The organism is Oceanobacillus sp. FSL K6-0127 (assembly GCF_037983385.1).
Classification (GTDB): domain Bacteria; phylum Bacillota; class Bacilli; order Bacillales; family Amphibacillaceae; genus Oceanobacillus; species Oceanobacillus profundus.
In genome coordinates, this window is record NZ_CP150287.1 from 630,664 (window position 1) to 643,087 (window position 12,424).

General features: G+C 44.0%; 5 protein-coding genes, 9 tRNA genes and 4 rRNA genes. All 18 read left to right on the forward strand.

Translation table 11 applies throughout. The annotated features are described in order from the left end of the window. Positions 1 to 56: 56 nt before the first annotated feature. The 18 genes from rrf (MHH64_RS02980) (at position 57) to clpC (ending at position 12,423) form a co-directional block, all read left to right on the forward strand. Positions 57 to 172: ribosomal RNA gene (rrf, locus tag MHH64_RS02980) — 5S ribosomal RNA — on the forward strand. An 11-nt stretch (positions 173 to 183) separates the two neighbouring features. After that, positions 184 to 259, forward strand: a tRNA-Val gene (locus tag MHH64_RS02985). A gap of 3 nt (positions 260 to 262) precedes the next feature. Then, positions 263 to 338, forward strand: a tRNA-Thr gene (locus MHH64_RS02990). 49 nt (positions 339 to 387) lie between these two features. Beyond that, positions 388 to 463, forward strand: a tRNA-Lys gene (locus tag MHH64_RS02995). Positions 464 to 466: 3 nt separating this feature from the next. Next, positions 467 to 551 (forward strand) — tRNA-Leu (locus MHH64_RS03000). A 22-nt stretch (positions 552 to 573) separates the two neighbouring features. Further along, positions 574 to 648 (forward strand) — tRNA-Gly (locus MHH64_RS03005). A 7-nt stretch (positions 649 to 655) separates the two neighbouring features. Beyond that, positions 656 to 744: transfer RNA gene (locus MHH64_RS03010), tRNA-Leu, on the forward strand. Between the two features lie 3 nt (positions 745 to 747). Further along, a tRNA-Arg gene (locus MHH64_RS03015) sits at positions 748 to 824 on the forward strand. A gap of 3 nt (positions 825 to 827) precedes the next feature. Further along, a tRNA-Pro gene (locus MHH64_RS03020) sits at positions 828 to 904 on the forward strand. A gap of 12 nt (positions 905 to 916) precedes the next feature. Next, a tRNA-Ala gene (locus MHH64_RS03025) sits at positions 917 to 992 on the forward strand. Positions 993 to 1,220: 228 nt separating this feature from the next. Continuing rightward, positions 1,221 to 2,782, forward strand: a 16S ribosomal RNA gene (locus MHH64_RS03030). Between the two features lie 303 nt (positions 2,783 to 3,085). Beyond that, positions 3,086 to 6,004, forward strand: a 23S ribosomal RNA gene (locus tag MHH64_RS03035). A 118-nt stretch (positions 6,005 to 6,122) separates the two neighbouring features. After that, a 5S ribosomal RNA gene (rrf, locus tag MHH64_RS03040) occupies positions 6,123 to 6,238 on the forward strand. The 16S, 23S and 5S rRNA genes sit together here with 9 tRNA genes alongside, the layout of an rRNA operon. Positions 6,239 to 6,954: 716 nt before the next feature. Next, complete coding sequence (locus MHH64_RS03045) at positions 6,955 to 7,656, forward strand: MgtC/SapB family protein (protein ID WP_240033832.1); 702 nt, start codon at positions 6,955 to 6,957, stop codon at positions 7,654 to 7,656. A gap of 190 nt (positions 7,657 to 7,846) precedes the next feature. Next, complete coding sequence (locus tag MHH64_RS03050) at positions 7,847 to 8,314, forward strand: CtsR family transcriptional regulator (protein WP_095313606.1); 468 nt, start codon at positions 7,847 to 7,849, stop codon at positions 8,312 to 8,314. Positions 8,315 to 8,370: 56 nt separating this feature from the next. Continuing rightward, a complete protein-coding gene (locus tag MHH64_RS03055) occupies positions 8,371 to 8,919 on the forward strand; it encodes a UvrB/UvrC motif-containing protein (protein WP_251661003.1) in 549 nt (182 codons plus the stop codon). After that, positions 8,916 to 9,980 carry a protein arginine kinase gene (locus MHH64_RS03060; protein ID WP_095313602.1) on the forward strand — a complete coding sequence of 355 codons (1,065 nt, stop codon included), beginning with the start codon at positions 8,916 to 8,918 and terminating at the stop codon, positions 9,978 to 9,980. Before MHH64_RS03055 ends, MHH64_RS03060 begins: the two co-directional genes overlap by 4 nt. A gap of 13 nt (positions 9,981 to 9,993) precedes the next feature. Then, positions 9,994 to 12,423, forward strand: a complete 2,430-nt coding sequence (gene clpC / locus MHH64_RS03065) for an ATP-dependent protease ATP-binding subunit ClpC (RefSeq protein WP_095313600.1) — start codon at positions 9,994 to 9,996, stop codon at positions 12,421 to 12,423. The last annotated feature ends 1 nt before the right edge of the window (position 12,424 follow it).

Here is a 12,424-nt window from a genome sequence, read left to right on the forward strand (position 1 = left end):
TTGCATTTTTATTCAGAAATGCATATAATAAAACTTGTCCTTGTTTTTGAGGATTGTCTGGTAGCAATAGCGAAGAGGCCACACCTGTTCCCATGCCGAACACAGAAGTTAAGCTCTTCAGCGCCGATGGTAGTTGGGGCTTTGCCCCTGCAAGAGTAGGACGTCGCCAGGCAGATATAAATCGGAGGATTAGCTCAGCTGGGAGAGCACCTGCCTTACAAGCAGGGGGTCGCAGGTTCGAGCCCTGCATCCTCCACCATTTGCCGGCCTAGCTCAATTGGTAGAGCAACTGACTTGTAATCAGTAGGTTGGGGGTTCAAGTCCTCTGGCCGGCACCACTTTTCACAAGTGAATAATAATTATCAATAATATGTAATATATATTTTTGAGCCATTAGCTCAGTCGGTAGAGCATTTGACTTTTAATCAAAGGGTCGAAGGTTCGAATCCTTCATGGCTCACCATTTGCGGGTGTGGCGGAATTGGCAGACGCGCTAGACTTAGGATCTAGTGTCTTCGGACGTGGGGGTTCAAGTCCCTTCACCCGCACCATTTAATTTAAACATTGCCAAGCGCGGAAGTAGTTCAGTGGTAGAACACCACCTTGCCAAGGTGGGGGTCGCGGGTTCGAATCCCGTCTTCCGCTCCAAACCCTTGCCGGGGTGGCGGAACTGGCAGACGCACAGGACTTAAAATCCTGCGGTAGGTGACTACCGTACCGGTTCGATTCCGGTCCTCGGCACCATATGCGCCCGTAGCTCAATTGGATAGAGCGTTTGACTACGGATCAAGAGGTTAGGGGTTCGACTCCTCTCGGGCGCGCCATAACGGGAAGTAGCTCAGCTTGGTAGAGCACTTGGTTTGGGACCAAGGGGTCGCAGGTTCGAATCCTGTCTTCCCGACCATTTTATTTATACGGGGCCTTAGCTCAGCTGGGAGAGCGCCTGCCTTGCACGCAGGAGGTCAGCGGTTCGATCCCGCTAGGCTCCACCAATTTAAAAGTTTGATTTTTACTACAAAATAATCTTTTAAAAACTTTTAAAAGATTGTTGACAATATAGTGATATATATGATATATTAGTAAAGTCGCTTTTAAAAAAGACAATAAATTTGCTCTTTGAAAACTGAACAAAACAACCAGTATGTCAAGAAAAAGGAAACTCGTTTTTCTTTTTAAAACAAGTAGAAGTCAGCTTCTACAAAAGCTAAGTATTACAAACTTTTATGGAGAGTTTGATCTTGGCTCAGGACGAACGCTGGCGGCGTGCCTAATACATGCAAGTCGAGCGCAGGAAATAAACAGAACCCTTCGGGGTAATGTTTATGGAATGAGCGGCGGACGGGTGAGTAACACGTGGGCAACCTGCCTGTAAGATCGGGATAACTCGCGGAAACGTGAGCTAATACCGGATAACACTTTTCATCTCATGGTGAGAAGATAAAAGACGGTTTCGGCTGTCACTTACAGATGGGCCCGCGGCGCATTAGCTAGTTGGTGAGGTAACGGCTCACCAAGGCGACGATGCGTAGCCGACCTGAGAGGGTGATCGGCCACACTGGGACTGAGACACGGCCCAGACTCCTACGGGAGGCAGCAGTAGGGAATCTTCCGCAATGGACGAAAGTCTGACGGAGCAACGCCGCGTGAGTGATGAAGGTTTTCGGATCGTAAAACTCTGTTGTTAGGGAAGAACAAGTTGGGTAGTAACTGACCCAACCTTGACGGTACCTAACCAGAAAGCCACGGCTAACTACGTGCCAGCAGCCGCGGTAATACGTAGGTGGCAAGCGTTGTCCGGAATTATTGGGCGTAAAGCGCTCGCAGGCGGTCTTTTAAGTCTGATGTGAAAGCCCACGGCTTAACCGTGGAGGGTCATTGGAAACTGGAGGACTTGAGTACAGAAGAGGAGAGTGGAATTCCACGTGTAGCGGTGAAATGCGTAGAGATGTGGAGGAACACCAGTGGCGAAGGCGACTCTCTGGTCTGTAACTGACGCTGAGGAGCGAAAGCGTGGGTAGCGAACAGGATTAGATACCCTGGTAGTCCACGCCGTAAACGATGAGTGCTAGGTGTTAGGGGGTTTCCGCCCCTTAGTGCTGAAGTTAACGCATTAAGCACTCCGCCTGGGGAGTACGGCCGCAAGGCTGAAACTCAAAAGAATTGACGGGGGCCCGCACAAGCGGTGGAGCATGTGGTTTAATTCGAAGCAACGCGAAGAACCTTACCAGGTCTTGACATCCTCTGATACCTCTAGAGATAGAGTTTTCCCTTCGGGGACAGAGTGACAGGTGGTGCATGGTTGTCGTCAGCTCGTGTCGTGAGATGTTGGGTTAAGTCCCGCAACGAGCGCAACCCTTGATCTTAGTTGCCAGCATTCAGTTGGGCACTCTAAGGTGACTGCCGGTGACAAACCGGAGGAAGGTGGGGATGACGTCAAATCATCATGCCCCTTATGACCTGGGCTACACACGTGCTACAATGGATGGAACAAAGGGAAGCGAACCCGCGAGGTCAAGCCAATCCCATAAAACCATTCTCAGTTCGGATTGTAGGCTGCAACTCGCCTACATGAAGCCGGAATCGCTAGTAATCGCGGATCAGCATGCCGCGGTGAATACGTTCCCGGGCCTTGTACACACCGCCCGTCACACCACGAGAGTTGGTAACACCCGAAGTCGGTGAGGTAACCTTTTGGAGCCAGCCGCCGAAGGTGGGACTAATGATTGGGGTGAAGTCGTAACAAGGTAGCCGTATCGGAAGGTGCGGCTGGATCACCTCCTTTCTAAGGATTATTACGGAACCCTACCTTCGGGTAGGAAGGACATACTGTGTTGTTTGGTTCAGTTTTGAGAGAGTAAATCTCTCTATTTGTACCTTGAAAACTAAATAAGAGTAACAACGACATCAATATTAATGTAAAAGGCTGAAGCGACTGTTCAGAAACGGACGCATAAGCAAGAGACTGGAAAACGCTTGGTTTTTAGCGTTTGGAATGTCAATTGCTTATGACGGTAGTTACTAGGAGCTGAAGCTGGATTAAATAAAAGCAAGGCTAATAAATTAGTACGCTTATTTACTGTAACTTAGTTAAGTGAATAAGGGCGCACGGTGGATGCCTTGGCACTAGAAGCCGATGAAGGACGGGACTAACACCGATATGCCTCGGGGAGTTGTAAGTAAACTTTGATCCGGGGATTTCCGAATGGGGGAACCCACTGTTCGTAATGGAACAGTACATGCATCTGAATACATAGGGTGCATGAGGTAGACCCGGGGAACTGAAACATCTCAGTACCCGGAGGAAGAGAAAGAAAAATCGATTTCCTGAGTAGCGGCGAGCGAAACGGAAAGAGCCCAAACCAGAAAGCTTGCTTTCTGGGGTTGTAGGACACTCCACTCGGAGTTACCAAGGAATTCTTTAAATGAATCGACCTGGAAAGGTCAGCCACAGAAGGTAACAGCCCTGTAGTTGAAAAAGAATTCCCTCCGGAGTGTATCCTGAGTACGGCGGAACACGTGGAATTCCGTCGGAATCCGGGAGGACCATCTCCCAAGGCTAAATACTCTCTAGTGACCGATAGTGAACCAGTACCGTGAGGGAAAGGTGAAAAGCACCCCGGAAGGGGAGTGAAATAGAACCTGAAACCGTGTGCCTACAAGTAGTCGAAGCCCGTTAATGGGTAACGGCGTACCTTTTGTAGAATGGACCGGCGAGTTACGATCGTATGCAAGGTTAAGTGGAAGACACGGAGCCGCAGCGAAAGCGAGTCTGAATAGGGCGAATGAGTATGCGGTCGTAGACCCGAAACCGTGTGATCTACCCATGTCCAGGGTGAAGGTCAGGTAACACTGACTGGAGGCCCGAACCCACGTATGTTGAAAAATGCGGGGATGAGGTGTGGGTAGGGGTGAAATGCCAATCGAACACGGAGATAGCTGGTTCTCTCCGAAATAGCTTTAGGGCTAGCCTCAAGAAATAGAGTACTGGAGGTAGAGCACTGATTGGACTAGGGGCCCTCACCGGGTTACCGAATTCAGTCAAACTCCGAATGCCAGTTACTTTTACTTGGGAGTCAGACTATGGGTGATAAGGTTCATAGTCGAAAGGGAAACAGCCCAGACCGCCAGCTAAGGTCCCAAAGTATACGTTAAGTGGAAAAGGATGTGGAGTTGCCCAGACAACCAGGATGTTGGCTTAGAAGCAGCCATCATTTAAAGAGTGCGTAATAGCTCACTGGTCGAGTGACTCTGCGCCGAAAATGTACCGGGGCTAAACGTATCACCGAAGCTGCGGATTGTTCTTACGAACAATGGTAGGAGAGCGTTCTAAGTGCTGTGAAGTCAGACCGTGAGGACTGGTGGAGCGCTTAGAAGTGAGAATGCCGGTATGAGTAGCGAAAAAAGAGTGAGAATCTCTTTCACCGAATGCCTAAGGTTTCCTGAGGAAGGCTCGTCCTCTCAGGGTTAGTCGGGACCTAAGCCGAGGCCGAAAGGCGTAGGCGATGGACAACAGGTAGATATTCCTGTACCACCTCATGATTGTTTGAGCGATGGGGGGACGCAGTAGGATAAGGAATGCGCACTGATGGATATGTGCGCCCAAGCAGTGAGAAAGTCAGATAGGCAAATCCGTCTGGCAATTTCAAGCTGTGATGGGGAGGGAAATTTAGTACCGAAGTTCCGGATTTCACACTGCCAAGAAAAGCCTCTAGTTAGATCATAGGTGCCCGTACCGCAAACCGACACAGGTAGGCGAGGAGAGAATCCTAAGGTGAGCGGGAGAACTCTCGTTAAGGAACTCGGCAAAATGACCCCGTAACTTCGGGAGAAGGGGTGCTTCATTTACATGGAGCCGCAGTGAATAGGCCCAAGCGACTGTTTAGCAAAAACACAGGTCTCTGCGAAGCCGAAAGGCGAAGTATAGGGGCTGACACCTGCCCGGTGCTGGAAGGTTAAGGGGAAATGTTAGCCGCAAGGCGAAGCTTTGAACCGAAGCCCCAGTAAACGGCGGCCGTAACTATAACGGTCCTAAGGTAGCGAAATTCCTTGTCGGGTAAGTTCCGACCCGCACGAAAGGTGCAACGACTTGGGCACTGTCTCAACGAGAGACCCGGTGAAATTATACTATGCGTGAAGATGCGCATTACCCGCGACAGGACGGAAAGACCCCGTGGAGCTTTACTGTAGCCTGATATTGAATGTCTGTGCAGCTTGTACAGGATAGGTGGGAGCCTTGGAAACCGGAGCGCTAGCTTCGGTGGAGGCATCCGTGGGATACCACCCTGGCTGTATGGACATTCTAACCCAGGACCGTGATCCGGTTCGGAGACAGTGTCAGGCGGGCAGTTTGACTGGGGCGGTCGCCTCCCAAAAGGTAACGGAGGCGCCCAAAGGTTCCCTCAGAATGGTTGGAAATCATTCGTAGAGTGTAAAGGCACAAGGGAGCTTGACTGCGAGACCTACAAGTCGAGCAGGGACGAAAGTCGGGCTTAGTGATCCGGTGGTTCCGCATGGAAGGGCCATCGCTCAACGGATAAAAGCTACCCCGGGGATAACAGGCTTATCTCCCCCAAGAGTTCACATCGACGGGGAGGTTTGGCACCTCGATGTCGGCTCATCGCATCCTGGGGCTGTAGTCGGTCCCAAGGGTTGGGCTGTTCGCCCATTAAAGCGGTACGCGAGCTGGGTTCAGAACGTCGTGAGACAGTTCGGTCCCTATCCGTCGTGGGCGTTGGAAGTTTGAGAGGAGCTGTCCTTAGTACGAGAGGACCGGGATGGACACACCGCTGGTGTACCAGTTGTTCCGCCAGGAGCATCGCTGGGTAGCTACGTGTGGAAAGGATAAGTGCTGAAAGCATCTAAGCATGAAGCCCCCCTCAAGATGAGACTTCCCATCACTTCGAGTGAGTAAGATCCCTCAGAGACGATGAGGTTGATAGGTTCGGTGTGGAAGCGTGGTGACACGTGGAGCTTACGGATACTAATCGATCGAGGACTTAACTAAATTCTTTATTTGATGTCTTGTTTTCTCTTATTTAGTTTTTAAGGTATAAATTCAAAAAAACCTTGCATTTTTATTCAGAAATGCATATAATAAAACTTGTCCTTGTTTTTGAGGATTGTCTGGTAGCAATAGCGAAGAGGCCACACCTGTTCCCATGCCGAACACAGAAGTTAAGCTCTTCAGCGCCGATGGTAGTTGGGGCTTTGCCCCTGCAAGAGTAGGACGTCGCCAGGCAGATGAAAAAGAGTTAAAATACAGATAATGTATTTTAACTCTTTTTGTATATCTATAATAAATTATGGCTTGCTAGCTTTTTCAATAAAAATGTAAGGATGTATATAGATAACGATGATATTGAAATGAATAAGTGCAATATCATCGTTTATTTTTATCTTCTATAGATATCAATAGAAGCAACTCACAAAGTAGGAACTTGATGGATACTATAAGGCGGTTTCTTGAATCCGGAATAATGGATTTAGAAACCTATAAAATAATTCGATTTTATTGTAAGAGATCATTGTAGTTACGGTGAATATATTGAAGACCTGGTGGCTAGAGATAATACTGGAGTTCTGCGTGTAGAAATATATAGGATGCTGTAGAAATACCATTTAAAATCTCTTATTTAGTTTTTTTCGACATAAAACAACTTATTTTATCTTTGCTAAGTTAAAATCCGGTAAAGTTTGAGCTTTTCAAGGAGCGTGTCAAATCTTATACAAGTTTGGAAAAAGCAAGTCGTTTTACTGTTTTAATTTTATCCAGAAAATCTCTTTCATCATTATGAATTGTTTTCATATAGTTAATAAAAGGTTTAACAATCTTTTTAACAAGGAATAAACTCGAGAAGGGTATTTCCATAAAAAATTCTTATATAAGATTAGAAAGTCGTGATGAAACGATTTATATATAGAAACAGATAGTAATTCTTAAAGGGGGGATAAACTTTGCAATCATGGGCAGATCAGCTATTAGGGGAAGACTTTTTATTAATTATTACAAGATTGCTTGTTGCATTAGTATTATCTGGTTTAATTGGTTTTGAACGGGAGATTAATAATCACTCTGCTGGGTTCCGCACGCATATTCTTGTTGGTGTAGGTGCTTGTTTAATGATGATTTTGTCCCTATTTGGGTTTAGTACATTTAATGAAGTAAATGATAATATTCGATTTGATCCTGCGCGTATCCCCTCTTATGTTATTAGTGGAATTGGATTCCTTGGAGCAGGAACGATTATTGTTTATGGTGGAACAGTCCGTGGGCTGACAACAGCAGCTTCTATCTGGGCTGTAGCTGGAATTGGCCTTGTTGTAGGATCAGGTATGTATAGTGTTGCTATTTTCACAACGCTTATTATATTAATCAGTCTGATTTTCCTCAATCATATTGAAAGAATATTTCCTAGGTCAAGGACTACCACGTTTATTGAATTGGTTGTTGATGAAACGATTCAAATCAATCAAGTAGTAGAGGTAATCGAAAAACAGCAATTTTCTATAACAAATATCGAGATTATAAGGCAAGAAAGCAGCTTAAGGAAATTCTATATAAAAATGGGTCGGAAAGATAAACAGAGTCTGATTACCATTTTTGAAGAGATCTCCCGATTTCAGGGAGTAAAAAACATCTCCGAATTAACGAAATAATGCCATTTCAAAAACCTTCCACAGATAATTTGTGGAAGGTTTTTGGTTTCGTTTTTGTTAATTTTGTCTAAGATATATACATAAGTTGTTTGCATCTCCTTCATTTTGGCGTATAATGAAACTATAGTCAAAGATAGTCAAAGTCAAAAGACAACGTGCTGGATAATTCATACAGAAAGGTGTAGGGCAGATGAGCAATATTTCGGATGTAATTGAACAGTATCTGAAAAAGGTTCTACAGGCGAAGGGGCAGAATGCAATTGAAATTAAGCGAAGTGAAATTGCAGATCAATTTCAGTGTGTTCCCTCGCAAATAAATTATGTAATTAATACGCGTTTTACTGTAGAAAAAGGGTATATAGTAGAAAGTAAGCGGGGTGGTGGAGGTTATATTCGTATCATGCGAATTAAGCATCAGGATAAGTCCGAACTTATTGATGAAATTATCCAGATGATTGATGGCTCTATTTCCCAGCGATCGTCTATTGATGTTTTAGAACGTTTATTAGAAGAAGCCATCATTACAAAGCGCGAGGCAAAGATTATGCTTAGTGCAATGGATCGTACGACATTAGCTTTTAAACTTCCATTACGAGATGAATTACGTGCTCGTATACTATCAAAAATGCTTTTGACCTTAAAGTATGCAGGTGAGTAAAGCAGTATTTTACAGATGATTTTGTAAAGAGGTTGTATGTAAAGGGGGAATAGATATTGGAATGTCAGGAATGTCATGAACGGCCAGCTACACTTCATGTAAAACAGGTAATTAATGGACAAGAAACTAAAGTAAGTATGTGTGAGACATGTGCTAAGAAAAAGGGGTATATCACTTATCCAGAGGAAGGCTATTCTCTTCATGATTTACTAACTGGTTTATTTAATTTTGACACGATAAAGATGACGAGCATGAGTGATAATCAATTAAACCAGGTAAAAGAATTGCAATGCTCGAAATGTGGAATGACATTTTCAAAGTTTAAGCAAGTTGGTAAGTTTGGCTGTGCCCATTGCTATGAGTCTTTTGCTTCCAAGCTAGAGCCAATTTTTCGTAGAGTACATTCCGGCAATACGAAGCATTTTGGCAAAATACCAAAACGTGCTGGAAGTGGCTTACAATTAAAAAAACAACTGAAAAGCTATCGAGAAGAGTTGCAACAATTAATTGAAGCAGAAGCTTTTGAAGAAGCTGCAAAAGTTCGGGATAAAATAAAAGCATTGGAAAAAGGGGATAAAGAGCCGGAAGCAGGTGATGAATCTTGAGCTTAGAGCATTTTATCAAAGAAGCACTTAGCCCCTGGATGCACGAACAAGGGCCTGATAATGATATTGTGATGAGTAGTAGAATTCGCTTAGCACGGAACTTTGCAAATGTTACGTATCCAATCCTTGCTGAACAGGAGAAATTGGATGATATTCGTAGTTTTTTTAAGAAGGAATATGAACATCAAACCTTCCAAAACTATAAGAATTTAGAATTTGTCTCAATTAAAGATTTGACACCTGTAGAAAAAAGCGTGCTTGTTGAAAAGCATTTAATTAGTCCTCATTTAGTAAAGCACGATGAGCATGCTGCTGTTATGATTTCACAAAATGAGCAAGTTTCAGTCATGATAAATGAAGAAGATCATATTCGTATTCAGCTTTATTTCCCTGGTTTACAGTTAAAAAAGGCATTGGAAGAAGCTTTTGATTTCGATGATTGGATTGAAGAGAAGGTAAATTATGCATACGATGAAACAAAAGGTTATTTAACTAGCTGTCCAACAAATGTAGGAACAGGAATGCGAGCATCTGTTATGATGCATCTTCCCGCCTTATCGATGACAAAGCAAATTAATCGAATGATTCCAGCGATCAGTCAGCTTGGCCTTGTTGTTAGAGGGATTTATGGAGAGGGCAGTGAAGCGCTTGGTAACATTTTCCAAATATCCAACCAAATTACGCTTGGAAAGTCTGAGGAAGATATTGTAGAGGACTTAGAGAGTGTTGTGAATCAGTTAATCGATCATGAACGAGTCGCACGAAATTATATTATGAAGCGATCAGGTATAGAACTCGAGGATCGTATCTTTCGTTCCTACGGTGTACTGCAGTATAGCCGGAAAATTGAATCAAAAGAAGCTGCAAAATGTATTTCTAACGTGCGATTGGGCATAGACTTAGGTATTATAGAAAATACATCAGGAAATATACTAAATGAATTGATGGTTCTTACACAACCGGGTTTTCTTCAACAATATGCGAATAGAACTTTAAATGCAGGTGAACGTGATGTATTGCGTGCATCGCTCATACGCGAACGATTAAAATTGGAAAACTAGGAGGGAAATCCAGATGATGTTTGGACGATTTACAGAAAGAGCACAAAAAGTATTAGCATTATCACAAGAAGAAGCAGTACGACTTGGCCATAAGAATATTGGCACAGAACATATTTTATTAGGACTTGTCCGTGAAGGTGAAGGAATTGCGGCAAAAGCACTGCAGTCCCTAGGCCTTGAAGTCTCGAAAATTCAAGAAGAGGTAGAAAAATTAATCGGTGTCGATAAGCAGCCGATGCAATCGATTCACTATACCCCACGTGCAAAGAAGGTCGTTGAGTTATCACAGGATGAGGCAAGAAAGCTAGGCCACTCTTACGTAGGTACAGAGCATATTTTACTTGGGCTTATCCGCGAAGGTGAAGGTGTTGCTGCACGCGTATTGAATAACCTCGGTGTGAGCTTAAATAAAGCAAGACAGCAAGTGTTACAGCTATTAGGAAGCAATGAATCACAGGCGGGAAGACAAGGGCGTTCTGGACAACAATCGAGTGCAAGTACACCTACATTAGATTCGTTGGCACGAGACTTAACCGTTAGCGCAAAAGAGGGTAAAATTGATCCTGTAATCGGGCGTGCGAAGGAAATCGAACGGGTTATTCAAGTGTTGAGCCGTCGTACGAAAAATAATCCGGTATTAATTGGTGAGCCAGGTGTCGGTAAAACGGCTGTAGCTGAAGGTTTGGCGCAGCAAATTATTGATAACGAGGTTCCAGAAACCCTTCGTGATAAGCGCGTGATGACATTAGATATGGGTACAGTTGTTGCAGGTACGAAATATCGTGGTGAATTTGAGGATCGTTTGAAAAAGGTGATGGAGGAAATCCGCCAAGCTGGAAATATCATTTTATTTATTGATGAACTTCATACATTAATTGGCGCTGGTGGAGCAGAAGGTGCAATTGATGCATCAAACATTTTAAAGCCATCCCTAGCTCGAGGCGAATTACAGTGTATCGGTGCAACAACACTTGATGAATATCGTAAATACATTGAAAAAGATGCTGCATTAGAACGAAGATTCCAACCGATTCAAGTCGATGAACCAACATTGGATGAAACCATCCAGATTCTGCACGGATTACGCGATCGCTATGAAGCACATCACCGTGTAACGATAACGGATGAAGCAATTGAAGCAGCAGCAACACTTTCTGATCGTTATATTACGGATCGGTTCCTTCCAGATAAGGCAATTGATTTAATTGACGAAGCAGGCTCTAAAGTACGCCTGAGCTCTTATACTGTTCCACCGAACTTGAAAGAACTTGAGCAGAAGCTTGAAGAAGTACGAAAAGAAAAAGACGCTGCTGTACAAAGCCAAGAATTTGAAAAGGCAGCATCTTTACGTGATTCAGAACAACGTTATCGTGAACAACTCGAAAAAACGAAAAATGAATGGAAAGAAAAGCAAGGACAAACCGATTCAGAGGTTACTGTTGAAGATATTGCAAGTGTTGTATCGATCTGGACGGGAGTACCTGTAGCGAAGCTAACGAAGGATGAGAGTGAGCGTCTCTTAAACATGGAAGAGATCTTGCATAATCGTGTGATTGGCCAAGGAGAGGCAGTAAATGCGATTTCGAAGGCTATTCGCCGAGCGCGTGCGGGCTTAAAAGATCCGAAGCGACCAATTGGCTCCTTTATTTTCCTAGGACCTACAGGTGTTGGTAAAACAGAACTTGCTCGAGCTTTAGCGGAAGTGATGTTTGCAGATGAAGATGCGATGATTCGTATAGACATGTCTGAATACATGGAAAGGCATGCGACGTCTCGTCTAGTTGGATCCCCTCCAGGATATGTTGGTTATGAGGAAGGTGGTCAGCTAACAGAAAAGGTGCGACGTAAGCCATACTCTGTCGTGCTTTTAGATGAAGTTGAAAAAGCACACCCTGAAGTATTTAATATTTTATTACAAGTGCTTGAGGATGGTCGTTTAACAGATTCCAAAGGAAGACTTGTTGACTTCCGTAATACGGTAATTATTATGACATCCAACGTTGGAGCAAGTGAGCTAAAACGGAATAAATATGTTGGCTTTAATATTGCTGATGAAGGAAAAGAATATAGCGATATGAAGTCAAAAGTAATGGAAGAATTGAAAAAAGCATTTCGTCCTGAATTTTTAAACCGAATTGATGAGACGATTGTATTCCATTCATTAGAGAAGAAGCATATGAAGGATATTGTGACACTTATGCTCGAACAATTGCAACGTCGCCTGAAGGATCAAGATATTCATTTATCATTGACTGATAAAGCGGTAGAAAAGGTTGCAAATGAAGGGTTCGATCCGGAATACGGTGCCCGTCCATTGCGCAGATCGATTCAGAAAAATATCGAAGACCTTCTATCTGAAGAGTTGCTGAAAGAAACAATTGATAAAGGGCAAGAGGTAAAAATCGGTTTAAATAATAAAGGAGATTTCATCGTTCTCTCGTAAT